We start from the raw sequence: 25,957 nt of genomic DNA on the forward strand, positions 1-25,957 counted from the left end.
AAGAACGTAATGTAATGATAAATAAAGCGTACTATAGAAGGTACGCTTTATTGGACAGCTTACGGTTTAAGATTTAAAATTTGATCAATATCTTCTGTACTATGCCTTTCAAAAACTTTTTCCCATTCATTACCCGTTAAACGATTAACACGGCGGCCGCGCTGTACCGCTGGGCGTGCATAGATTTCATCAGCCCAACGAATAACATTTTTATATTCATGGACAGATAAAAATTCTGCAGCATCATAAAGCCAACCTTTCACTAAAGCGCCATACCATGGCCAGATAGCGATATCTGCAATACTATAGTTCTGGCCTGCGACATATTTGTGTTCTGCTAAACGCTTGTCTAATACATCTAATTGACGCTTAGTTTCCATCGCAAAGCGGTTAATAGGGTATTCAAATTTTTCAGGGGCGTAGGCATAAAAATGCCCAAAACCGCCACCTGCAAAAGGTGCTGAACCCATTTGCCAGAATAGCCATGATAAGGTTTCAGCGCGTTCTGGTTGAGTTGTGGGTAAAAAAGCAGAAAATTTTTCAGCTAAATAGGTCAGAATAGAACCCGATTCAAATACTCGGATAGGCTCCTTACTGCTTCTATCGACTAAAGCAGGTATTTTTGAGTTAGGGTTAATTTCAACAAAACCCGAACTAAATTGGTCGCCTTCACCAATATTAATTAACCAAGCGTCGTATTCAGCCTCTTTAATGCCAAGGGCTAACAGCTCCTCTAACATGATAGTGACTTTTTGTCCGTTGGGAGTTCCTAATGAATATAGCTGTAGTGGGTGCTTACCTATAGGTAAAGATTTTTCGTGAGTTGCACCAGAAATTGGGCGATTAATATTGGCGAACTTTCCGCCATTACCTTGCTCCCATTGCCAGACTCTCGGGGGAATATAGGGGGTGTTTGCCATGAGTTATCTCCTTAACCATTTTCAAAGGTGGCGATTATTTTCTCATCAATTCTTTAATTATAAAGGCCCCCCACTGTAGCAATCTGTCGTGAATTCTCCACTGTTTTTATCATATTTGCTTTGGTGGGTAGGATAAATAGCACAGAGTGCAAGAACACATAGGGGATAAACGAAAGAGTTAATTATTAGTTCTAAACTATTTTTGGGTTTATGAGTAATTGTATATACGCACAATGATGACCGAGCTATTCATAGGAATTTATATGTTTTTTGAGATGGCTTGATAATAACAAAAGGTAAATATGTTCATTTGCAATAAAAACCAGAGCTTAAAATGAGACTTAAGTTAAAAATTTGTTAACAATCGAATTGTGCAGATCACTAATTCAAATAAAAAAAGGGTGTGAATAATTTGTGAAGATTGGCACTAATTTATCGGAGTGTATTTTATACATTGATAGCATATCAGTCATATTCAGCGGTATCGGAGTGTGTCCATGTTTGCGCCAAATTCAAACATCTACCAAAGCTTATTACAGAGAGCAAAAGTGCAGCCAGACGCTGTTGCGATTGTATTTGAAGAGCAAAGTTGGAGTTATCACCAATTACTTGTGAAAGTAAACCAAACAATGTTGTGGCTAACAACCACCGTGCAGTTGAAAAAAGGCGATCGAATTGTACTTGGCTGGGGAAATACGATTGAGTTTTGCCAATTATTTTATGCCGCGGTAGGTCTGGGTATTCAGGTAATTCCTTTGAGTACCAAAATGAAAGAGTTTGAAGGTAAAGAGCATTTATCTTGTATTAATGCAGATGCTGTTTTTTGGGATGATACATATCAACCATGGTTAGCACAGCTCAGTGCAAAAGGGATGAGTCTTTCTCAGTGGCGTAATGTAGTACTCACGGATGAAATTAATTTTATTAACCAAGTTAATGAAGAAGACCCAGCTGTTATAATATTTACCTCGGGTACAACAGGGGCGCCAAAAGGTGCGGTGATCACGCATAAAAATATATTGTCTGCAGTATATGCCTATCAGGAAACATTAAAGCTATCTGAACACGATAAAACAATTTTAGCAGTACCGATTTATCATATTACGGGGCTCTCTGCTATTTTGGCGTTATTTATCCATATTGGTGGGACGATTTATCTTCATAAAAAATTCAATGCAAAAGATATTATTTCAACAATTGCAAAAGAAAAAATCACATTCTTACATGGTTCTCCAACAGTATTTATATTGTTAATTCAAAAAATAAAAGAAAATAAAAGCATTAACCTAGAAAGATTTAATTCATTAAAAATGATTGCTTGTGGTGCAGGGCATTTAAATGAAGGTACGATTAAAGAGCTTTCTTATATATTTGCTAAAACATCTATTCATTCTATTTATGGTTTGACTGAAACCTCTTCGCCAGCAACCGTATTTCGTGAAGATATTCGTTATAGCGATAAGAAGTCTAGCTCTGGTACACCAGTCCCTGGGTTACAGGTGACCATACGTAGTGATAAAGGTGAAAATCTTCCCGCGAACTACACAGGTAATATTTGGGTTAAGGGAGATGTTGTTATCCAACGTTATTGGCCGGATAGCCCTGCGAATACCACATCATTTAATGATGGTTGGTTTTTCACAGGGGATATTGGCTATATGGATGATGATGGTTTTCTTTATATTCAAGATAGAATTAAAGATATGATTAACCGTGGTGGTGAAAAAATATATTCTATTGAAGTCGAGGATTTAATTTCTAATTATCCAGGAGTTAATGAGGTCGCTGTTATTCCAATTGAAAGCACAATTTATGGTGAAGAACCCATTGCATTTATTATTCCTGAGAATCAAGTGTGTTTAACCAGTAAAGAAATTATTGAGTGGTTAAAAGATAGGGTGCCAACGTATAAAGTTCCAGTAAGAATTATGTTTACGCGTAACTTCCCTAGAACTTGGAATGGGAAAATAAGCAAGAAAGATTTGAAATTACGATATTACTCTTTAAATAACTAAAATATAAATTAGTTTTTAATTAATCAAAAAGGGGCTATGAAATATTAGCCTTCAGGTAGGTTTTATCATGAATAATAAATTTATTTCTAAACAAGATGCCGCTAAATTAATTAATAATGGCGATACGATTTGTACTGTGGGAATGACATTAACCAGTGCTGCTGAATCTATTTTATCAGCAATTGAGCAACGCTTTTTATCCGAGGGAACACCAAATCAATTAACACTGGTTCATGCAGCTGGGCAATGTAACCGTATTCGAGGGAATCAACACTTTGCCCATGAAGGGATGGTGAAACGGATTATTGGTTCCCATTGGGGGCTAGCACCTCGATGGATGCAAATGATTAATGACAACCAAGTTGAAGCATATTGCCTCCCTCAAGGGCAAATGGTGCATTTATATGGTGCAATGGCCGCAGGCTTACCGGGGCGCTTATCCAAAGTAGGGTTAGGAACATTTATCGACCCTGACCTTGAAGGCGGTAGGATGAACGCTAAAACGTTGGTACTTCCCCCTTTGGTTGAAAAAGTGAATTTCAAAGGGGAAGAATGGTTATGGTACCCAGAAATTCCCTTAGATGTGGTGGTGATCAGAGGAACTCACGCTGATAGTAAAGGCAACCTCACCACCGATGAAGAAGCCATGGCCCTAGAGGTCTTGCATGCGGTACTGGCGGCTAAACGCTTTGGTGCCAAAGTGATTGCACAAGTGAAGTATTGCGTTGAAGAAGGGACTTTACATCCCAAGCGTATCACTGTTCCCGCGAGCTTTATTGACCACATTGTCGTGTGTGATAACCCTGAAGAAGACCATCGCCAGTCCTCGAGCTGGTTTTTTGACCCAACGCTATGCGGTGATATTCGCACGCCTATCCAACAAACTACGCCATTACCTTTAGATATTCGCAAATTGATTGGGCGAATTGCATGTCGTTATCTATACGAAAACTGCGTGATTAACTTAGGAACGGGTATTCCAAACGATGTTATTGGCTCAATTATTCAGGAAGAAAATGCAACCAAGCGCGTCGATATCACCGTGGAGTCAGGGATTTGGGGGGGCGTCCAAGCAGGCGGTATTGATTTTGGCATAGGCCGTAACCTGTCAGCGATGATTAGTCACCAAGACCAAATGTTGTACTACAACGGTGCAGGCGTTGATATCACGTATATGGGCGCAGGGGAAATGGATGCCAGTGGCCATGTCAATGCGACGTTGTTAGGCAATATTTGCCCTGGTGCAGGTGGGTTTATTGATATTACCCAAAATGCTCGACACGTGGTGTTTTGCTCAACGTTCACAGCAAAAGGGTTAGATATTCGTTGTGAAAATGGGCAATTAAATATTGTGCGGGAAGGGGATATTAGAAAGTTAGTTAACCAAGTACGGCAAATTTCATGGAATGCGGATGTCGCGCGAAATATTAACCAAACCATGCATTTTGTCACGGAACGTGCGGTGTTCACTTTAGGGGGAAAAACCCCGGTACTGGTTGAAATTGCCCCCGGTATTGACCTAGAGCGTGACATTCTTGCCCATATGGACTTCGTACCTGAAATTTCTCCTGATTTGAAAGTGATGTCTTCTTCACTATTTGAAGAAGCGCCTTTTGGACTGGTTTCGTATTTGTAGTTTCAATATTAAAGAGGAATTTATCCATGTTAGTAAAAGATAAAGTCGCCATTGTGACGGGTTCTGCAAGAGGTATTGGTTTTGCGATTGCTCAGGTACTTGCGGAAGAAGGGGCAAAAGTCGTTATTTCTGATTTAGCCATGTCATCAGGTGAAGAAAGTGCAAAACAGCTACAAGAGCAAGGCCATCAAGCCATTTTCATTCCTTGTGACATTGCCAAACGTGAAGAGGTAAATGCCTTATTTTCTAACGCATTAGCGCATTTTGGGGCGATTGATGTACTGGTAAATAATGCGGGGATCAACCGAGATGGCATGCTGCATAAATTAACGGAAGATGATTGGGACAAAGTGATTGATATCAATCTGAAAGGGACATTTAACTGCATGCAAGAGGCGGCAAAGCTAATGCGTGAACAAGGAAATGGCCGAATTGTCAATATTTCCTCGGCAAGTTGGCTTGGGAATGTTGGGCAAGCCAACTATGCCGCATCCAAAGCTGGGGTTATTGGCCTGACTAAAACGGCTTGTCGTGAACTCGCCCGTAAAGGGGTCACAGTCAATGCGATTTGCCCAGGGTTTATTGATACGGATATGACCCGTGGTGTGCCTGAAAAAGTGTGGGACATCATGATCAGCAAGATACCTGCGGGTTTTGCAGGAGATCCGCGCGATGTTGGCCAATGTGTTGCATTTTTAGCCTCTGATAAAGCGCGTTATATCAATGGCGAAGTAATCAATGTTGGCGGCGGAATGGTGTTATAGGGGGAAATAATGAAACAAGCGAATGATATTGTCATTGTGAGTGGTGTGAGAACGGCAATTGGCACGATGGGGGGAAGTTTTGCAAATACGCATCAACATGACCTCGGGGCGGTGGTTATCCGTGAAGCCGTGAAAAGAGCTGGAATTGCTCCCGAAGATGTTGATGAAGTCATTGTGGGTAATGTTGGGCAAATCGCAGAAAGTGGTTTTATCGCTCGTATTTGCCAACTGCGAGCAGGGTTACCAAAAGAAACCACCGCTTATTCTGTTAACCGCCAATGTGGTTCAGGGCTACAAGCGTTAGCCGATGGCATGATGTTGTTGCAGACCGGCCAATCAGATGTTGTGGTGGCGTGTGGTACTGAAAATATGACAATGCTGCCGTACTACTTACGCAAAGCGCGCTATGGCTACCGCATGGGAAATGATGTACTGGAAGATGGGTTAACGTCCATCCTAACTTGGCCAGAAGGCCCTTACCACAACGGAATGACGGCAGAAAATGTTGCAGAGCAGTTCAATATTACCCGTGAAGAAATGGATGATTTTGCATGGGATAGCCAGCAAAAAGCGTTAAAAGCGATTCAAGCCGGTTATTTTTCTGACCAAATATTACCAGTAGAAATACCCGAAGGCCGTAAAGGTACACGTATTTTTGATACCGATGAACATCCGCGTGATACACCACGTGAAAAATTAGCAAAATTGCGCCCTGCATTTAAAACTGATGGTGTGATTACGGCAGCAAACTCTTCAGGTATCAATGATGGTGCTGCGGCATTAGTGATGATGCGTCGTGAAGAAGCGGAAAAACGTGGTCTGAAGCCAAGAATGAAAGTGGTCGATTGGGCTGTAGCAGGTTGTGAAGCGGCCATTATGGGCTTTGGACCCGCGCCAGCAACCCGTCGATTAATGGAAAAGCTCAAAATGGATGTAAAAGACATTGATTTAATTGAGCTAAATGAAGCATTTGCTGCACAAGCCATTGCAGTTATGAATGATTTGTCTCTTGATAGCACTAAAGTGAATGTGAATGGTGGGGCAATTGCTCTGGGTCATCCAGTGGGTGCCAGTGGGGCTATTTTACCTGTGAAGTTAATGTATGAAATGGAACGCCGTCAGGTTACTACCGGGTTAGTGACTATGTGTATCGGTGGTGGTCAAGGGATATCAATGTTGTTCGAAAGAGAATAAGAAAAGCTGCAAGCAGAAAGCCCGACGTGGGGCGTCGGGCTGTTGCTGAAGTAAAACAACAGGTATGTCACTTATTGCCAAGAGCCGTACCTGTTTCACTACAACATGAGGATCTTATCTATGTTTTCTACAAATGCAAAGTTAGATTATGTGGCTCAGGGGAAAAAAACCAACGCAAAGATATACCGTAACCTGATGCCGTTGTTGATTTTAGCGTACATTATTAGCTTTATTGACCGAACAAATATTGGCATGGCAAAAAATGCGATGTCGATTGATTTAGGATTATCTGCAACCGCGTTTGGTATTGGTGCGGGGCTTTTTTTCTTAACCTACTCGATTCTTGAGATCCCAAGTAATTTGATAATGGAGAAAGTAGGCGCGCGTTTTTGGATCACGCGGATCATGATCACTTGGGGGTTATTATCTGCGGCGATGGCGTTTGTGACAGGGCCGACTTCTTTTTATATCTTGCGGTTATTACTGGGAGCGGCTGAAGCGGGCTTATATCCTGGGGTTATTCTATATATGACATATTGGTTTAGCCAAGAAGAACGGGCTAAAGCAACAGGGTTATTTTTACTCGGGGTTTGTCTTGCAAATATTATTGGGGCGCCGCTGAGTGGTTTATTGCTGAGTATGGATGGCTTATTAGGCTTCCATGGTTGGCAATGGATGTTTGTTATTGAAGGCTTGCCAGCAGTTATCCTAGCATTTGTTGTGTGGTTCGTGTTGCCGAATAAACCAGAAGATGCAAAATGGTTAGATGAAGATGATCGGAATTATATTAAATATAAACATGATCAAGACAAAAACAGTATTAGTGTGAGTAACAGTAAATTCTCACTCAAGGCGGCATTTAAGAATAAAGCCTTTATGATGATTGTTGCTATCTATTTTACTCACCAGTTCTCGGTCTATGGTTTAAGTTATTTTTTACCGACTATTATCGGTGAATATGGCAAATTAACACCTATTCAAATCGGCTTATTAACAGCGATTCCATGGATTTCAGCCGCAATTGGTGGCATTTTTGTCGCGAGAAAAGCTAATACACCGCGTCGTTCATCACGTATTTTAATTTCAGGTTATGCAGTAATGGCCGTAGGGTTAGTGATTGGTGCACTGGGTGGCCCAGTTGTCGGTTTAATTGGCTTTTGCTTAACGGCATTTATGTTTTTTGTGGTTCAATCGATTATTTTCTCGCTTCCTCCGACTTATATGAGTGGCAGCATGTTAGCGGGAAGTTTGGCACTATTGAACTGCTTAGGGCTGTTTGGCGGCTTCCTTGGCCCGTTCATTCTTGGCTTTTTTGAAGATTATACAGGAACAGCCACTTCTGGATTATGGTTTGGTGTCGGTTTGCTAGTTATCGGAACGATTATTGCGTCACGAGTGAATACTAACGGTATGAGCGAAGCTGAGCCATTACAAGTATCGACTTCAGTGGAAAGCAAATAATTCAACATCGCCATTTACAATAGGAAAGTCTGCATGAAAATTGTTATCGCACTTGATTCCTTTAAAGGAAGTTGTTCTGCAAGGTTAGCGTGCCAAGCCGTTGCTGAGGGTTTCAAGCGTGTATCCTCTGAGTTAGATATGACGTTATTACCCATATCTGATGGCGGAGAAGGTTTGTTGGAGTCACTGGAGAATAGCCCCGCGCTTTCTGGTGTAACACCTTACATTTTTAGCTGTACTGGGCCTTATGGTAGTAAGGTTGATGCAGGGTTATTAGTATTGGAGGGAAAAACCGCTTTTATCGAAATGGCGCAATGTTGTGGGCTGGAACTCGTTCAACGTGAGCATCGTCGAGTTGAAAATGCCTCAACTTATGGCTTGGGTGAAATGGTCAAGCATGCACTCGATATGGGTTGTTCTCGTATTGTTATCGGGATAGGAGGAAGTGCAACTAATGATGGTGGTGCAGGGTTTGCTCAAGCATTGGGTGCTCAGTTTTACGATAAAAATTCTCAGCTTATTGAGACGCCAATTTGCGGAAAAGACCTCATTAATATTGCAAAGATTGATTTTGATAAATTTGACTCGCGAGCCGCTAAGGTTGAATTTAATGTCTCTTGCGATGTTGAAAACCCTTTATTAGGCAAAAATGGTGCGACTTATGTTTATGGTCCCCAAAAGGGGGCCGACCAAGCCACACTTGACCAGCTTGAAATTGGGATGGCTCACTATGTGAAATTAATGTCAGCAATAACGGGAAAAGATGTTTCACTGGAGGCTGGCAGTGGTGCAGCGGGTGGATTAGGTGCGGGGCTTCGTTGGTTTGTTTCGGCAAAGCTCGAAAAAGGAATCGATCTCGTTTTGGGACTCCTTGGCGCAAAATCTTATATTCAACAAGCGGATTTAGTCATTGTAGGAGAGGGGCGGCTTGACAGTCAAAGTGCGAATGGTAAGGCTCCTGTGGGAGTGGCTCGTATGGCCAGTCATTATGGTGTGCCTGTCATTGCGCTTTGTGGGGGGTATAGTGAAGATAGCCGTATCTTATTCCAACATGGCATTACCGCAATGTGGTCGCTTTGTCCGGGGCCAGTTTCCCTTGAGCAAGCCATGACAAATGGTGAACGTTATTTGGCAGATACAGCAGAAAATTTGCTGCGTACCGTACTCGCAAATCCGAATACGCAAATAAAACCCTAAAGTGAGGCGGTAATATGCTACTGACTGAAAAACTAGCCAATGATATTGTCACGCGTGCAATGGGAATTATCCATCACAACGTCAATGTGATTAATAGTCAGGGCGTGATTATCGCTTCAGGTGAAAAAAAGCGTATTGGTGAAACCCATGAAGCCGCAGTGGAAGTGATCCGCTGCGGCAAACGGATCACCATCTACAATGAAAATGAAGCACGAGCTTATTCGAATGTGGCACCGGGGATAAACCATCCGATTGTTGTGGCTGATAAAGTGGAATTAGTGATTGGCGTGAGTGGTGACCCTGTTGTGATCCAGCGTTATGCCGAGCTCGCTATACTGACGGCTGAGCTGCTAATTCAACAAGAAATTGAGCGGCGTAGTATTAACTGGCAGCATCGTTTGCGTGACATGCTATTTGTCCAGTTTATAGAAAGCACAACGCCAGCACAGGGGCGCAGTGCATTACTAAAATTACATAATTCCGGTTTTGCGTTCACTTTACCGACTATTCCTGTGATTATTAATATTGAAGCTATTCAGTACCGCCCAGAAATACTCGATACGATCATTACTGAATTATCAGCTATGGAAAAAAGTGATGTGTTATTACTCAATAGCCGCGAAATTTTGATGCTATTCCCATCAACGCATTATCAAAATGAATCGTTTATTTCTAATCTTCATTTCATTCTAGATAGCCAACTTAGCCAATATTATATTGGTGTTGGTGTTCAGGCAGATACGCAAGAACATGTGAGGGATGCAGTACATTTTGCACGTTCAGTTATTGAAGTTGGACGGCTAACGGTTCCCGATAAACAAGTCTTTTTATTTAAAGAAATGGCATCTTTATGCCTCTTTAATGAATTGGAAAATAGCTATCTATTTAATTTCTTTTTAGATATTTGCCATAAAATATTGTTGCATGATTCGGGCGATATTTTGCTTGAAACCCTTGAGTTGTTTTTATCGCAAAATGGCGAAATAGGTAGCACCGCGCAGCAATTAGGCATTCACAGAAATACATTAAGTTATCGGTTACAACAAATTAAAAAGCAAACCAGTTTGGACCCGACAAGGTTTACGGATCTCATTCAGTTATCTGTTGCGATGCATGGCTACCGTCGACGTTACCCAAAACAACAGCCATGGCTCGATGCATTAAGTTAAGGAGCCGTATCATTACTTTTGTTGTAAAACCCAAATAGCGGCTTCAACGCGCGATTTTAAATTAAGTTTCTTTAGTAAGTGTTTGACATGGACTTTGACGGTGCTCTCTGTGATTTGTAATTTATTCGCAATCATCTTATTTGATAGCCCCTGTGAGATTAAATCTAAGATATGGGTTTCTCTTGGGGTTAGTGCTGATAGATTATGCTCTGTAGGGGCTCGGTTATCTCTTAAAGATTCAGCTAAAATGGAAGCGAGCGTTGGGCTAACGACCATTTTACCACTTGCGGCTTCTTTTAATGCAATAATTAATTTTTCAGGCTCCATGTCTTTGAGTAAATAGCCATCAGCACCTCGTTTTAACGCATTAATTAAGTCTTCGCCATAATTGGACACCGTAAATAAGATAATACGGCCTGAAAGTTCGCGGTTACGTAAATTATCGAGTACTTCAAAGCCATTCATACTAGGCATATTGAGATCTAATAGGATTAAATCTGGGTCTTGTTCTTCCGCAATTTTAATACCCGTTATTCCATCGTCTGCTTCACCAATTACCTTTAATGTGGGTTCTAAACTAATTAATTGTTTAACACCATTACGTAGCATCGGGTGATCATCAATCAGTAAAATGGTAGATTGCCCAGTCAGTTTATTTTCATTTTTCATTAATGAGTTACTCCAATTTAATTAAGCCAAAGTCAGTGGAAATACGACATTAACAATAGTGCCACCCTGAACTCTTGGCGAAATTTGATATTTCCCATTTAGGCTTAGCGCTCTTTCTCTCATAATAATCAATCCATAATGGTTATTTTTTGTTGGCTGAGGCTGAATACCTTCCCCATTATCTTCTATTGCCATGGTGATTAATCCGTTATTTTCGATTAATGAGACTTGTGACCAGTTTGCATTAGCATGTTTGAGAATATTGCTTAAAGCTTCTCGGATTATCTGGATAATATGAATAGATTGATGTGGAGAGAGGCTTTTGGCTGGAATTTGGTAATTTAATCCAATTTGAAAACCAAGGCGCTGACTGAATTCTTGGATTGTGCTTTCTAAGGCAGGGAATAGGCCTGGTTCAGTTAATTTTAGTCTGAAGGTTGTTAAAAGCTCACGTAATTGACTATAAGCGGAATTTATTTCATTGCGCATTTCGTTTAATAGTTCTTGGTGCTTAGTTGGCAATGTTTTAGGTTGCATTTGCAGATAACTAATTTGCATTTTGAGGCAAGATAATGATTGTGCGATGGAATCATGCAATTCTCTCGCAATCGCCGATCGTTCATCCATAATCAGTAACTGCTGTTGTTGCTCTAATTGGTGCTCCATCGCTAGCATTCCAGCGATTTGTTTAACTAGCATCAGCACTAAATTATTTTGTTCTTCAGATAATGGCTGATTTATATCCATTTCAGCTAAAATCATGCCATAACGCTGTAAATTATCAGAAATCTCCCATGATATTACTTTAAGGTGTTCAGCCATCTTGGGTGACTTGAGAGAGTGCTCCTCGTTTTCTGGACAATGAATTTCATGAAAGCAGGCATCATTGTTTTCTTCGTATAGCCTCAATCTAATATTTTGCAGTGGGATTAAACTTTTAAGCTCAAATAACACTTTTTCTAACCTTATTGATAGTGGCCCAATGGCATGTAGGGTTCGATTAGATTGGTATAAATAGAGTAATACTTTATTTTTCTTTTGCAGATCGGCGGTTTTTTCGATAACTCGAGATTCTAATTGATGGTAACTCTGTGCGAGCTCATCCGACATTTGATTTAACGTATGGCCCAGTGAATTTAGCTCATCTTGTTTTTTGCCTACAGGAAAGCGCTGACTAAAGTCTTGGTGACTAATCGCGTTCACCATATGAAGTAACTTAAGCCAAGGTGTATAAATTTTCTTTCTAAAATGGCAGATAGCAAAAATAAGTAGCAATAAAACGAGGCCAATAAATACCATTTGAGTGATTGCTACATAGGTTATTTTTCGTTCTGTTTTTTCATCAATATTACGAACTAATGCATCGAGTTTATTAACAAAGGTAACGACCGCGAGACGTGCATCATTAGGAGAAACTGCATGGTTAAGTGCAGGTTTTAATTCTGTAACCCAATATTGATAAAGCTCAGCAAATTGCGGATTTAAATCTTCTATATCGACAACTTGTGTTAGTTCATTGCTTAATAAATTTTTTTCAAGCTCACTAACATATACGTCAGAATATTGGTTGAGTGGTACTAATGAAAGTAAATGATAACTTTGCATCCGCAATGAGCCTGATTTATTTATTGCATGTGCATTTCCTTGCACACTAATAATCATACTATTTGAAATTGTCATGCCAATAATACCGAGTACGGCAATCAATAGCATTAAACCAATAACTTGGTTAATGATTGAAAATCGGTGATAAGCAATAGACATAAATGATCCTTTCTACTCTATTCTATACGTTTATTTATTATTTTTGATAACGTAGATATTGTTTCTCTATTATATAAAATTGAATATGCCACTTCGGTATTACTCCTTAATATCCCATTGAATTATTCGCTTTAAATTTCAACAAATAAAATTACCAAGCAATGATTTTTTTTGTTTTAATTCAATCAATTATTGTTTTGTACTCCTAATACTACTCTGGTGGTTAACGAGAAAAATCACGCATATTTCATTTAAATCTCTCTTGATTTAGATCAGCTTCACGGTGGTCTATTCGCCACACACTGCGAGCAGAAATTGTATTTATCGGGGTGATTTATGTCTCAACGAGATAATGTTAATAGTGTAGCTGCACAGTCAAATAATGGTGTTATACAGGATTGGCGTCCTGAAGATACTCGGTTTTGGCAGCAAACAGGACAGCGTATTGCCAATCGTAATTTATGGATTTCTATTCCATGTTTATTGCTCGCATTTTGCGTATGGATGTTATTTAGTGCAGTTGCGGTTAATTTAAATAAAGTGGGTTTTAATTTTACGACAGACCAATTATTTTTATTAACCGCATTACCTTCCGTTTCAGGTGCTTTATTAAGAGTCCCTTATTCATTCGTTATTCCTATTTTTGGTGGGCGCCGTTGGACTGCTATTAGTACGTTGTTTTTAGTGATCCCATGTATTTGGCTAGGTTATGCGATTCAAAACCCTGCCACGCCTTATCAAGTCTTTGTCATTATTTCCCTACTTTGTGGTTTTGCCGGCGCTAACTTTGCATCCAGCATGGCCAATATCAGCTTCTTTTTCCCTAAAGCTCGCCAAGGCGGTGCACTTGGCCTGAATGGTGGGCTAGGAAATTTAGGGGTCAGTGTCATGCAATTAGTGGCGCCTTTTATCGTTGGTGTTGGTGTATTTACTTTCGTTGGTGGGACTGGAGCGGCTCAGCCTGATGGCTCAACGTTGTGGTTAGAAAATGCTGCTTGGATTTGGGTGCCATTTCTACTGCTTTTTACGGTAATGGCTTGGTTTGGCATGAATGACTTAGCGGCTAATAAGGCATCTCTTAAAGCACAATTACCTGTTTTGAAACGTGGCCATCTATGGGTATTAAGCCTGTTATATCTGGCGACATTCGGCTCGTTTATCGGTTTTTCTGCTGGTTTCGCGATGTTATCGAAAACCCAGTTTCCAGACGTCATTATCTTGAAGTTTGCCTTTTTTGGCCCTTTCCTCGGTGCGTTAGCTCGCCCAGTCGGTGGCATGTTATCTGACCGTTTTGGTGGTGTGAAAGTCACATTACTGAACTTTGTGGTCATGGCTGTTTTCTCCGGCTTGCTGTTTTTTACGTTACCAGAAAACGGTCAAGGAGGCTCTTTCGGGGCGTTTTATGGCGTATTTATGGTGCTGTTTTTAACGGCAGGGCTAGGCAGTGGCTCAACCTTCCAAATGATTGCTGTTGTTTTTCGTAAATTAACCATGGACAAAGCCATCTTAAGAGGAGCTTCAGAGCAAGAAGCCCAAAAAGAGGCGGTAACAGAAAGTGCTGCAGCTTTAGGGTTTATCTCTGCTATTGGTGCAATAGGTGGCTTCTTTATTCCAAAAGCGTTCGGTACATCATTAACACTGACGGGTTCACCGGCAGATGCAATGAAAGTATTTTTTATATTTTATCTTTCCTGTGTGTTTATCACATGGCTGGTATACGGCCGTAAACACAAATAATAACAAGTCATAAAAATCAATTTTAGCAATGTACGGCGCCGGTCGCCGTCTCTTTGGAGGCAATCCGATGAGCAAGTTTTTAGATAGATTTCGGTATTTTAAGCAGTTGGGCGAAACCTTTTCAGGTGATCACGGGCAAGAGTTAAATGTAAACCGTGATTGGGAAGATGGTTATCGTAGCCGCTGGCAGCATGACAAAGTCGTGCGTTCCACCCATGGTGTCAATTGTACGGGCTCTTGTAGCTGGAAGATTTATGTCAAAAATGGGTTAGTGACTTGGGAAACTCAACAGACGGATTACCCACGAACTCGCCCAGATTTACCTGATCATGAGCCGAGAGGATGCCCTCGTGGTGCGAGTTACTCTTGGTATTTATATAGCGCAAACCGTGTTAAATACCCAATGATGCGTAAGCGCTTACTTAAACTATGGCGTGAAGCAAAAGCGGAGCAGCAAGACCCTGTTGCAGCGTGGCTATCTATTATCAATGACCCACAGAAGGCACAAAGCTATAAACAAGCTCGTGGTCGTGGTGGTTTTGTTCGCTCAAGCTGGCAGGAGGTGAATGAACTGATTGCGGCAGCGAACGTCGCGACGATTAAAGAATTTGGTCCTGACCGCATTGTTGGCTTTTCACCAATTCCCGCGATGTCGATGGTTTCCTACGCCTCGGGTGCTCGCTATTTATCGTTAATTGGTGGCTCATGCTTAAGTTTTTATGACTGGTATTGTGACTTGCCACCTGCGTCACCCATGACGTGGGGCGAACAAACTGACGTACCTGAATCAGCGGATTGGTACAACTCGTCTTATATTATTGCTTGGGGCTCTAACGTACCGCAAACGCGTACGCCAGACGCACACTTTTTTGCAGAAGTGCGTTATAAAGGGACGAAAACGGTCGCGGTGACGCCAGACTACGCGGAAATTGCCAAATTATGTGACCATTGGTTGAACCCGAAACAAGGAACGGATAGCGCCATGGCAATGGCGATGGGGCATGTGATCCTCAATGAATTCCATGTAAAACGTGAAGCGGAATACTTCCGTGAATATGTGCGCACTTATACCGATATGCCGATGCTTGTTATGCTAGATAAGCGTGAAGATGGTTCTTATGCCGCAGGCCGCATGCTACGGGCATCTGATTTACATAATTCATTAGGCGAAGAAAAAAATGCCGAATGGAAAACTATTGCGATTGATGAAGAGACAGGTGAATTATGTGCTCCACAAGGTTCAATGGGATTCCGTTGGGATGGCGGCCAAAAATGGAATTTAGAACCGCGTGCTGGGCAAGATGCACATAACATTAAAATGAAACTCAGCTTGGCAGATAGCCATGATGAATTTGTCGATGTTGGTTTTCCTTACTTTGGTGGATTAGAAAGTGAGCACTTCCAGCATGTTGAACTTAAAGATGTTTTATTACATAAACTGCCCACTAAACGTATTCAGTTAGCTGATGGTAGCGAATCATTGGTTACTAGTGTTTATGATTTAATGCTAGCGAACTACGGTATTGACCGTGGTTTTGGTGATGAAAACTGTGCGGTTGATTACGATGATATGAAAGCGTATTCACCTGCGTGGGCGGAAAAAGTCACAGGGGTTAGCCGCCAAAATATTATTCGCATAGCGCGTGAGTTTGCCGATACCGCAGAGAAAACCCATGGCCGTTCTATGGTGATTGTTGGTGCAGGGATTAACCATTGGTATCACATGGATATGACCTATCGTGCGATTATCAATATGTTGATTTTCTGTGGTTGCGTTGGGCAAAGCGGCGGTGGCTGGTCTCATTATGTTGGGCAAGAGAAATTACGGCCACAAACGGGTTGGTTACCTTTAGCCTTTGGTTTGGACTGGCAGCGCCCACCTCGCCATATGAATAGCACATCTTTCTTTTATAACCATTCAAGCCAATGGCGTTATGAAACAGTCGCAACAGAAGAGTTGTTATCGCCTCTAGCCGATAAGCAAGCCTTTAGCGGCAGTTTGGTTGATATGAATGTACGTGCAGAACGCATGGGGTGGCTGCCGTCAGCACCACAATTAAATGTCAACCCATTAAATATTGCGAAGAATGCTCAAAGTGAAGGGATGTCACCCACTGACTATACTGTTAAGCAGTTGAAAGAAGGGAATATTCGCTTTGCTTCAGAGCAACCTGATGACCCTCAAAATTTCCCACGAAATCTGTTTATTTGGCGTTCAAATTTATTGGGTTCCGCAGGGAAAGGCCATGAATACTTACTGAAATACTTATTAGGAACTGAAAATGGTATTCAAGGCAAAGACTTAGGTCAACAAGGCGGCGTCAAACCAGAAGAAGTGGAATGGCAAGATAAAGCGGCAGAAGGGAAAGTTGACTTAGTGGTGACTCTCGACTTCAGAATGTCGAGCACCTGCCTGTTCTCGGACGTTATTTTACCGACTGCTACTTGGTATGAAAAAGACGATATGAATACCTCGGATATGCATCCATTTATTCACCCATTATCAGCTGCAGTTGACCCAGCTTGGGAATCCAAAAGCGATTGGGAAATTTATAAGGGGATTGCCAAAGCATTTTCTGAGGTCAGCGTTGGGCACTTAGGCAAAGAAACGGATGTGGTGACGCTGCCGATTCAACATGATAGTGCAGCCGAGATGGCACAGCCTTTTGATGTTAGAGATTGGAAAAAAGGGCAATGCGAGCTTATTCCAGGGAAAACAGCGCCGCATATTATCTGTGTTGAGCGTGACTACCCAAATACTTATGCACGTTTTACCTCTCTTGGCCCATTGATGGATAAATTGGGTAATGGTGGTAAAGGGATCAATTGGAATACACAAGATGAAATTGATTTCTTGAAAAAACTCAATAAAACCCAGCCTGACGGTACTAATGCTGGGCGGCCAAAAATTGAAACGGCAATTGATGCCGCGGAAGTCATTTTAACACTTGCACCTGAAACCAATGGGCAAGTGGCAGTAAAAGCATGGGATGCGTTAAGCAAAGTAACGGGCCGCGACCATACTCATCTTGCTCGTTATAAAGAAGACGAAAAAATCCGTTTTCGCGATATTGTTGCGCAGCCGCGTAAAATTATCTCAAGCCCTACATGGTCAGGGCTGGAAGATGAACATGTTTCCTACAATGCCTGTTACACCAACGTGCATGAAATGATCCCATGGCGGACGCTCAGTGGTCGTCAGCAATTATATCAAGATCACGAATGGATGCGCGCCTTTGGGGAAAGCCTTGTGGTGTATCGCCCACCAATTGACACTCGAGCGGCTCAGCCACTTATGGGGAAAAAATCCAATGGATTCCCAGAAAAAGCACTGAACTTTTTAACACCGCACCAAAAATGGGGGATCCACTCTACTTACAGTGACAACTTATTAATGTTGACGTTAGGCCGCGGTGGTCCAGTTGTTTGGCTTAGCGAAGAAGATGCCCGCGAACTGGGTGTTGAAGATAACGATTGGGTTGAAGCTTTTAACAGTAATGGTGCATTAACCGCTAAAGCGATCGTTAGCCAACGTATTCCTGATGGCATGATCATGATGTACCACGCCCAAGAACGACTGATCAACTTACCAGGTTCTGAAATTACGGCCCAACGTGGCGGAATTCATAATTCGGTCACGCGTGTTTGCCCGAAACCTACGCATATGATCGGCGGCTATGCGCACCTTGCCTATAGCTTCAATTATTACGGAACCGTAGGTTCTAATCGTGATGAATTTGTGGTTGTTCGCAAAATGAAACAGGTTGACTGGCTGGATGGTGAAGGTGATGCCTACCAGCAGACCTTGAGCGGAAAGGAGAAAGCATAATGAAAATTCGTTCTCAAGTCGGCATGGTGCTAAACCTTGATAAATGTATTGGTTGTCACACTTGCTCAGTGACCTGTAAAAACGTGTGGACTAGCCGCGAAGGGGTAGAATACGCATGGTTTAATAACGTCGAAACCAAACCAGGTATTGGTTACCCCCATAATTGGGAAGACCAAGAAAAATGGAAAGGAGGCTGGATCCGCACCATTAAGGGTAAATTGGTTCCACGTATGGGGAACAAAGTTGGCGTTTTATCAAAAATCTTCGCTAACCCAGATGTACCTGCTTTGGATGATTATTATGAGCCGTTTAATTATGACTACGGCCATTTAAAAAATGCTAAAGAAGGTAAGCACGTACCGACAGCACGCCCTCGTTCATTAATTACTGGTGAGCGAATGAGTAACGTGAAAATGGGACCAAACTGGGAAGATGATTTAGGCGGTGAATTCGCCAAACGAGCCCAAGATAAAAATTTTGAACATATTCAAAAAGAGATGTATGGGCAGTTTGAAAATACGTTCATGATGTATTTGCCACGCCTGTGTGAACATTGTTTAAACCCAGCTTGCGTCGCGACCTGCCCAAGTGGTGCAATTTATAAGCGCTCAGAAGACGGTATTGTGTTGATTGACCAAGACAAATGCCGTGGCTGGCGTATGTGCTTAACTGGTTGCCCGTATAAAAAAATCTATTTCAATTGGAAAAGCGGTAAATCAGAAAAATGTATTTTCTGTTACCCACGTATTGAGTCAGGCATGCCAACGGTTTGCTCTGAAACCTGTGTTGGTCGTATCCGCTATTTAGGGGTATTGCTGTATGACGCCGATAAAATTGAGTCAGCTGCCAGTGTCGAAAAGGAAACCGACCTTTACCAGAGCCAACTTGATGTTTTCCTTGATCCCCATGATCCAAAAGTGATTGAAGAAGCGCAAAAACAAGGGATCCCATTAAGTGTGATCGATGCGGCACAGAAATCTCCAGTGTACAAAATGGCGATGGAGTGGCGCTTAGCTCTGCCATTACACCCTGAATACCGCACGTTACCAATGGTGTGGTATGTACCACCTTTGTCACCGATCCAGTCAGTGGCGGATTCAGGGCTATTAGCTAATAAAGGTGTATTGCCGGATGTCGAAAGTTTACGCATTCCAGTGCAATACCTTGCGAATTTGTTAACCGCAGGGGATACCGAACCGGTGTTATTGGCGTTAAAACGTATGTTAGCGATGCGCCATTTCAAACGGGCAGAAACCGTGGAAAACCAATGTGATACCAGTGCATTAGAGCAAGTCGGCTTAACACAAGCTCAGGCACAAGAAATGTACCGCTATTTAGCCATTGCTAACTATGAAGACCGTTTTGTCATTCCATCCAGTCATCGAGAATTGGCGCGTGAAGCATTCCCTGAAGCGAAAGCTTGTGGCTTTAGTTTTGGTGATGGTTGCCATGGCAGCGATAGCAAAGCGAATTTATTTAATAGCAGGCGCATTGACGCCATTGATATCACACCAAAAAATAATCAGGAGAAAGCACTATGATGACACTAAAAGTGATTTCTCGGTTATTGGAATACCCTTCGGAAGCGCTTTGGTTACATCGTGATGAGCTCATTGAAGCGCTAGAACAGGCTGATGAGCTGCCTGTCACACGGGCTGTTCAACTGATGGTGTTTGTGCGTGAGTATCTCAACGAAGACTTACTTGATATGCAGGCGCAATATTGTGAACTGTTTGATAGAGGGCGCGCGACATCATTATTGCTATTTGAGCATGTACATGGCGAATCCCGAGACCGAGGGCAAGCGATGGTTGATTTAATGGCTCAATATCAGCAACAGGGTTTGCACATTGATTGCCGTGAATTACCCGATCATTTGCCCATTTATTTGGAATACCTCACGGCATTACCGACCGATGAAACTATCGAGGGGTTACAGGATATTGCGCCAATTTTAGCGCTGTTAGGGGAAAGGTTGAAACAGCGAGAAAGCCGTTTCTCTGTTTTATTTGATTTTTTACTTGAGCTTTCCCATAGCGACATTGCTGCGGAGCAATTAAGCAAACAAGTAGCAACCGAAGTACGGGATGATACCCCAGAGGCGCTAGATGCAGTTTGGGAAGAGGAGCAAGTGAAATTTTTTGCCGATGAAAAAACATGTGGTAGCGAAGTTGCAGCGCATCAACATCGCTTCGCCAATGCGGTGGTACCACAGTATTTGGATCTCAGTGTGGGCAGCCATGTAGGAGTTCAAAAATGAATTTTATCAATCAATTTTTCTTCGATATTTACCCCTATATCGCTGGGACGGTATTTATTGTCGGTAGTTGGTTACGTTACGATTACGGGCAATACACGTGGCGAGCGGGTTCCAGCCAAATGTTGGATAAAAAGAACATGCGTTTGGCATCAAACTTATTCCATTTGGGGATTATTGGGATTTTTGTCGGGCACTTTTTAGGTATGTTAACGCCTCATTGGATGTATGAATCTTTTCTGCCAATGCACATTAAGCAGTTAATGGCGATGATAGGTGGGGGATCAGCAGGTGTGATGATGTTAATTGGTGGCGCGATGCTATTGAAGCGCCGCCTGACAAACCCACGAGTGAGAGCAACTTCATCCTTTGGTGACATCATGATCTTAACCTTGCTGGTGGTGCAAGTTTGCTTAGGATTACTCACCATTCCATTCTCAGCACAACATATGGATGGTAGCGAAATGTTGAAATTAGTGGGATGGGCACAGTCTATTGTGACATTCCATTGGGGGGCATCCAATTACCTTGAAGGGGTTGGCATTGTTTTTAAACTGCATATTGTGTTGGGGATGACGATATTTTTACTCTTCCCATTCTGCCGCTTAGTGCACATTTGGAGTGCACCTATCGAATACCTGACTCGTCGGTATCAATTGGTGAGAAATCGCCATTAGGTTTGGGTTCCACAAGGAGGTGGGCCAATACATTGCTTTTGTACAACTTGTTCTTGTGTAAACAACAAATATTGCTATTTTGGCGCCCCATCTCATAGGAGATGGGGTTTTTTGTTTTATTTAGTGTTGGTTGGCTCAATATAGCCAAGGCGGCGGGAAATCAGTAAGCAAACGTGGGCAAGTTCTTCATTAACACGGTCTATTTTGGAAACCATTCTGTGAGTCGGCCCAGCGACACTAATCGCGCCGATAATATTACCGGTATAATTAAATATCGGCCTTGCCACACAGGTGAGCCCTTCTTCATTTTCTTCATCATCTAAAGAAAAGCCTTTTAAACGAATATCAGCCAAAACTTCATACAGTTTCATGCGATCGATAACTGTTTTTTCAGTGTATTTGGTTAATGGTTTATCTAGTACAGCATCAATTTCTTCTAACGGCTGGAAGGCTAATAAAGCTTTCCCTATACCAGTACAATAAGCGGGTAGTCGAGCACCCAGTTTTGCGGAGGTTTGAATGGATAGCGTTCCTTCACTTTTATAGAGGTAGACCACATGGCCACTGTTATAAACTCCTAAAAAGCAAGTTTCAAACGTTGAACTCGACAACGTTTTTAAATAAGGGATTGAAACTTCAACTAAATTAACATTCATTAAGCCTTTAATGCCTAATTCGAGGCTTTTTAAGTCAAGGTTATAGCGTTCTGTAAGATGGTCTAAGCTGACATATTGACGCTCTTTTAGTGTTTCTAATACGCGAAAAGCCGTGGTTTTTGGAATCTCCGTATTTTTGACCAATTCGGCCAAAGAAATTCCGTCAGAATGGTTACTAATCTCTTCAAGTATGGTCAGTACTCTGTCGATACTCGACGAGTTTGCTTGACTTTCTTTCGTCATCGTAGGTTCCTCACTCACGCTAAGCCCTCTCATTGTACTCATTTTTTAAACGCCGTTCCATTTTTACCTCGATGTTACCTTTTTCTCTGAAAAAACATGCAGTACGTAATGTATTGATCTTCATTGAGTTTGACTTTTTGATTGTGATCGCTGTCGTTATTCTTACAAAATCGGAACGACATTCCTAATTTTTAATGTATGTTATTAAAAAAGGAACGATGTTCCGTTATTTTAAAGGGATAAACATGTTGATAGTGACCATTGATACAGGGACAACGAATACCCGAGTTAGAGCATGGAAAAATAACGCGGTTGTTCGTGAACAAAGTGTTGAAGTTGGTATTAGGGATTGTGCAAAAAATGGCGATAAAACGCTGTTAATTCAATCGATAAAAACAGTACTAGATAAGCTGTTGTCAGGGGTGAGTGTCGAAGAAAGAGAAAATTATCAGCTCGTTGCATCAGGTATGATTACATCCGAAATTGGGCTGTGTCACTTACCTCACCAAGTGACCCCCGTTTCAATGCAGCAACTTGCTAAAGCCACAATGCCTTGTGTTATCAAAGAGATCAGTGAAAAACCGATTATTTTTATACCAGGCGTTAAAAATAACGTGGCAAATATGACGTTTGATTCAATTGAAAGTATAGATGTAATGCGTGGTGAAGAAGTTGAAGTTTTTGGCATTCTAACACAGCAACCGGATCTTGGCCCTGCCTTAGTCATTTTACCTGGGTCACATTCTAAGTTTGTACGTCTTGATGAAAAAAATAATGTGGTTGCATTGGCAACAACGATGGCTGGGGAAATTTTCGATACATTAACGCACCAGACTATCTTAGCCAGTTCTTTAGAACACCAGTTTGTTCAATATTTAGATAAAGAATATTTACGCAAAGGTGCTGAGCTTAGTCTGCAAGTAGGGATTGCGAGAAGTTGTTTTTCGGTGAGGCTACTAGACCTTTTCACGGAAGCGACACTTGACCAACGCTCAAGTTTTTTATTGGGAGCTATTTTGGCGTCAGATTTACTCGCAATAAAACATAGCCAAGCTCTTAATATTACTAGCGATATAAAAATTGTTATTAGTGGAAAACCTATTTTAGCGGATGCACTTAAAGAGTTAATTAAAAATGATAGTTACTTCACTGGGGAAATACACCTATTAGACGATAAAAAGGAACAGCCTTTTTCTGGATTGGGTGCAATTTCAATATTAAAAGAAACGCAATGCAAATAAATATTATTAATGGTTTTTTATTAGGTGATTGTTATGAATTCTAAAAATGAAATACCGCTTATTGCAATATTACGGGGAATAAAACCTGACGAAGTTTTAGAACATATCGCTATCCTTGCAGATGAAGGTTTTAATTATATAGAAATTCCTCTTAACTCTCCCGAGTGGGAAAAAAGTATTCCATTAGCGATTGAAAACTACGGCGATAAATTAAAAATCGGTGCCGGTACTGTGCTCAATAAAAGCAATGTTGAAAAGTTGGCAATAATGAACGCTAAAATTATTGTCACTCCCAATATTAACGTTTCTGTGATCACTACTGCTCTTGAAAATAAGATGGAAATATTTCCAGGTTGTGCAACAGCAACAGAAGCTTTTACCGCGATTGACGCCGGTGCTGTTAATTTAAAAATTTTCCCTACAGCGCCTTTTGGGGTTAATTATGTGAAATCGCTGATGTCAGTGCTCCCAAAAAATATTGCTATTTATGCGGTAGGAGGCATAACTCCGAATAATCTGCATGAATACCTAGATATTGGCTGCCATGGTGCAGGACTGGGAAATGATCTTTACCAAATAGGCCAAACACCAGAGAAAACCAGAGAAAAAGCGAAAGCATTTATATCTGCATATATCGCATTTAAAAATCAAACTAATTAATCCTAAAGAGATATTAAAATGAAATACGATTATGTTTTTAAAAATGCCACTGTAATAGATGGTAGTGGTAAAAGCGAGTTTGTCAGTGATATTGCAGTTAAAGATGAACGGATTATTAAAATATCAAAAAATATAAGTGAAGATACTGAAAAAATAATTGACTGCTCAGGCTTGATTTTATCACCTGGATTTATTGATGTGCATACTCATGACGATTTAATTGTGATTGATAAGCCTGAATATATTGAAAAAACATCACAAGGTGTAACGACAATTATTGTTGGTAATTGTGGTATCAGTGCAGCGTGTGCAACATTAAAGGATGAAGTTCCTGACCCAATTAATTTATTAGGTGAGTTAAACGAATTTCAATTTTCTGATTTATCCAGTTATAAACAAAAAATTAATAATGTGATGCCAACCGTTAATGTTGCGACGTTAATAGGGCATACAACCTTAAGAAATAATTGTGTGACAGACTTATTAAAACCCGCGACACAAGACAATATCGCTCATATGAAGCAAGTATTGGCCTGTGCGTTAGATGAAGGGGCTTTAGGATTAAGCACTGGTTTATCTTACGGTAACGCAATTAATTCTTCGACTGAAGAAATTTGTGAGTTGGCTGAATTATTAGCAGAGCATCAGGGAATTTATACCACTCATATGCGAACTGAATATGACGGTATCATTGATGCGATGCATGAAGCCTTCCATATCGGCCGTCATGCAAAAGTTCCTGTGCAAATTTCCCACCATAAGTGCGCTGGTGTAAAAAACTGGGGACGTACAAAAGAAACGCTTGCCCTCATTGAAAAATACCAAGCCATGCAGGATATCAATTGTGATTGTTACCCATATCGTGCGGGTTCATCAAACTTAGATATCACACAAGTTACTGAAGACTATGACATCCTAATAACTTGGTCGACACCATTCCCTGACGTTGCGGGTAAGACATTAAAAGAAATAGCCGCTATGTGGAGTAGCGATGTTTTCCAAGTTGCTGAAAAAATTGTTCCTGCGGGAGCGATTTATTTCCAAATGCACGAAGATGATGTTCGTCGTGTGTTACAGCATCCAAGCAGTATGGTGGGTTCTGATGGCTTACCACGTGACCCTAATCCACATCCACGCCTTTGGGGAACTTTTCCACGAGTTATTAGCCACTATAGCCGTGATGAGCAGCTTTTCCCAATGACCACCGCGATTTACAAAATGACAGGCATGTCAGCACAACGTTTTTCTTTAAAGGATAGAGGCCTTATCCAAGAAAATTATTTTGCAGATATCGTTGTATTTGACCCTAAAAAAATTAATGAAACAGCCACGTTCCAAGACCCAAAACAAAAAGCGGATGGTATTGAATATGTGTTTGTTAATGGTGTTCTGACCTATACCAAAAAAGAAATGACAGGGAATAGAGCAGGTAAATTCTTAGAAAGAAATAAATAAAAGAGAGATAAAAATGATTAAAAGATTCGGAATTGAAGGCTCAAAAGGTACTGGCGGGCAATCTTTGCCTTTTGCTAAGGCCGTGTTAGCTGACGGATGGCTGTATGTTTCAGGGCAAACACCCATGATTGACGGGGAAGTGATTGATGGCGGAATTATCGCTCAATCTAAATTGGCTATCGAGAATTGTTTAAACATTATGAAAGATGCGGGATTTGCGACGCAAGATATTGTGCATATGAAAGTGGTATTAAGTGATGCGCGCTATTTCCAATCTTTTAATAAAGTATTTCAGCAATTCTTTGCAGATAATCCACCTGCACGGGTGTGCTTTGTCGCTGACCTTGTCGTCGATTGTATGGTTGAAGTGGATATTACCTGCTTCAACAGCAAATTCAAATCTTAATTGCTAA

20 protein-coding genes are annotated in these 25,957 nt (G+C 41.3%); 16 read left to right on the top strand and 4 right to left on the bottom strand.

Annotated features, from left to right (window positions below):
* Nucleotides 1-59 precede the first annotated feature (59 nt).
* Nucleotides 60-920 carry a glutathione-dependent disulfide-bond oxidoreductase gene (gene yghU / locus PSE83_RS14290; protein ID WP_272660948.1) on the bottom strand — a complete coding sequence of 287 codons (861 nt, stop codon included), beginning with the start codon at nucleotides 918-920 and terminating at the stop codon, nucleotides 60-62.
* 497 nt (nucleotides 921-1,417) lie between these two features.
* Between yghU and PSE83_RS14295 the strand changes: the two genes are divergently transcribed.
* The 7 genes from PSE83_RS14295 (at nucleotide 1,418) to PSE83_RS14325 (ending at nucleotide 10,356) form a co-directional block, all read left to right on the top strand.
* Nucleotides 1,418-2,935: a class I adenylate-forming enzyme family protein gene (locus PSE83_RS14295; RefSeq protein WP_004259384.1), complete on the top strand. Its 1,518-nt coding sequence runs from the start codon at nucleotides 1,418-1,420 to the stop codon at nucleotides 2,933-2,935.
* A gap of 67 nt (nucleotides 2,936-3,002) precedes the next feature.
* Complete coding sequence (locus tag PSE83_RS14300; protein WP_004259380.1) at nucleotides 3,003-4,571, top strand: acyl CoA:acetate/3-ketoacid CoA transferase; 1,569 nt, start codon at nucleotides 3,003-3,005, stop codon at nucleotides 4,569-4,571.
* 26 nt (nucleotides 4,572-4,597) lie between these two features.
* Nucleotides 4,598-5,335, top strand: a complete 738-nt coding sequence (gene fabG / locus PSE83_RS14305; RefSeq protein WP_096864443.1) for a 3-oxoacyl-ACP reductase FabG — start codon at nucleotides 4,598-4,600, stop codon at nucleotides 5,333-5,335.
* Between the two features lie 9 nt (nucleotides 5,336-5,344).
* On the top strand, nucleotides 5,345-6,529 hold the full coding sequence (locus PSE83_RS14310) for a thiolase family protein (RefSeq protein ID WP_153674139.1): 1,185 nt from the start codon (nucleotides 5,345-5,347) through the stop codon (nucleotides 6,527-6,529).
* A gap of 120 nt (nucleotides 6,530-6,649) precedes the next feature.
* Nucleotides 6,650-7,990, top strand: coding sequence for an MFS transporter (locus PSE83_RS14315; RefSeq protein ID WP_004259371.1), 1,341 nt, complete (start codon nucleotides 6,650-6,652; stop codon nucleotides 7,988-7,990).
* A gap of 33 nt (nucleotides 7,991-8,023) precedes the next feature.
* Nucleotides 8,024-9,187: a glycerate kinase gene (locus tag PSE83_RS14320; protein WP_144141122.1), complete on the top strand. Its 1,164-nt coding sequence runs from the start codon at nucleotides 8,024-8,026 to the stop codon at nucleotides 9,185-9,187.
* A 14-nt stretch (nucleotides 9,188-9,201) separates the two neighbouring features.
* Nucleotides 9,202-10,356, top strand: a complete 1,155-nt coding sequence (locus PSE83_RS14325; protein ID WP_004259365.1) for a CdaR family transcriptional regulator — start codon at nucleotides 9,202-9,204, stop codon at nucleotides 10,354-10,356.
* A gap of 12 nt (nucleotides 10,357-10,368) precedes the next feature.
* Here the strand turns inward: PSE83_RS14325 and narL are convergent, their stop codons facing one another.
* The gene (gene narL / locus PSE83_RS14330; protein ID WP_004259360.1) at nucleotides 10,369-11,025 is read right to left on the bottom strand and encodes a two-component system response regulator NarL; all 657 of its coding nucleotides are present in this window, start codon (nucleotides 11,023-11,025) and stop codon (nucleotides 10,369-10,371) included.
* 21 nt (nucleotides 11,026-11,046) lie between these two features.
* The gene (gene narX / locus PSE83_RS14335; protein WP_272660949.1) at nucleotides 11,047-12,789 is read right to left on the bottom strand and encodes a nitrate/nitrite two-component system sensor histidine kinase NarX; all 1,743 of its coding nucleotides are present in this window, start codon (nucleotides 12,787-12,789) and stop codon (nucleotides 11,047-11,049) included.
* A 336-nt stretch (nucleotides 12,790-13,125) separates the two neighbouring features.
* Here narX and PSE83_RS14340 point away from each other — a divergent pair, with 336 nt between their 5' ends.
* The 5 genes from PSE83_RS14340 (at nucleotide 13,126) to narI (ending at nucleotide 21,289) form a co-directional block, all read left to right on the top strand.
* Entirely contained in the window at nucleotides 13,126-14,526 is a 1,401-nt protein-coding gene (locus tag PSE83_RS14340; protein WP_094962389.1) for a NarK family nitrate/nitrite MFS transporter, read from the top strand.
* Nucleotides 14,527-14,593: 67 nt separating this feature from the next.
* Nucleotides 14,594-18,355, top strand: coding sequence for a nitrate reductase subunit alpha (locus PSE83_RS14345; RefSeq protein ID WP_272536704.1), 3,762 nt, complete (start codon nucleotides 14,594-14,596; stop codon nucleotides 18,353-18,355).
* The gene (gene narH / locus PSE83_RS14350; protein WP_004259350.1) at nucleotides 18,355-19,896 is read left to right on the top strand and encodes a nitrate reductase subunit beta; all 1,542 of its coding nucleotides are present in this window, start codon (nucleotides 18,355-18,357) and stop codon (nucleotides 19,894-19,896) included. Before PSE83_RS14345 ends, narH begins: the two co-directional genes overlap by 1 nt.
* Nucleotides 19,893-20,615 (top strand): nitrate reductase molybdenum cofactor assembly chaperone, encoded by a 723-nt coding sequence (gene narJ, locus PSE83_RS14355; RefSeq protein WP_004259346.1) that lies wholly within the window; start codon nucleotides 19,893-19,895, stop codon nucleotides 20,613-20,615. The genes narH and narJ overlap by 4 nt, the downstream gene beginning before the upstream one ends.
* A complete protein-coding gene (gene narI / locus PSE83_RS14360) occupies nucleotides 20,612-21,289 on the top strand; it encodes a respiratory nitrate reductase subunit gamma (RefSeq protein WP_004259342.1) in 678 nt (225 codons plus the stop codon). The genes narJ and narI overlap by 4 nt, the downstream gene beginning before the upstream one ends.
* A 116-nt stretch (nucleotides 21,290-21,405) precedes the next feature.
* Here the strand turns inward: narI and PSE83_RS14365 are convergent, their stop codons facing one another.
* Nucleotides 21,406-22,188: an IclR family transcriptional regulator gene (locus PSE83_RS14365; RefSeq protein ID WP_036958066.1), complete on the bottom strand. Its 783-nt coding sequence runs from the start codon at nucleotides 22,186-22,188 to the stop codon at nucleotides 21,406-21,408.
* Between the two features lie 245 nt (nucleotides 22,189-22,433).
* On the opposite strand from PSE83_RS14365, the gene PSE83_RS14370 reads away from it, so the two are divergent.
* The 4 genes from PSE83_RS14370 to PSE83_RS14385 are packed head-to-tail and all read left to right on the top strand — an operon-like array spanning nucleotide 22,434 to nucleotide 25,950.
* Entirely contained in the window at nucleotides 22,434-23,429 is a 996-nt protein-coding gene (locus tag PSE83_RS14370) for a 2-dehydro-3-deoxygalactonokinase (RefSeq protein ID WP_036958065.1), read from the top strand.
* A 33-nt stretch (nucleotides 23,430-23,462) separates the two neighbouring features.
* Nucleotides 23,463-24,089: a 2-dehydro-3-deoxy-6-phosphogalactonate aldolase gene (locus tag PSE83_RS14375; RefSeq protein WP_136134274.1), complete on the top strand. Its 627-nt coding sequence runs from the start codon at nucleotides 23,463-23,465 to the stop codon at nucleotides 24,087-24,089.
* Nucleotides 24,090-24,107: 18 nt separating this feature from the next.
* Nucleotides 24,108-25,544: an N-acyl-D-amino-acid deacylase family protein gene (locus PSE83_RS14380; protein WP_272660950.1), complete on the top strand. Its 1,437-nt coding sequence runs from the start codon at nucleotides 24,108-24,110 to the stop codon at nucleotides 25,542-25,544.
* Nucleotides 25,545-25,557: 13 nt separating this feature from the next.
* On the top strand, nucleotides 25,558-25,950 hold the full coding sequence (locus PSE83_RS14385) for a RidA family protein (RefSeq protein WP_004259329.1): 393 nt from the start codon (nucleotides 25,558-25,560) through the stop codon (nucleotides 25,948-25,950).
* The last annotated feature ends 7 nt before the right edge of the window (nucleotides 25,951-25,957 follow it).

This window comes from Providencia sp. PROV150 (assembly GCF_028481025.1).
Classification (GTDB): Bacteria; Pseudomonadota; Gammaproteobacteria; order Enterobacterales; family Enterobacteriaceae; genus Providencia; species Providencia hangzhouensis.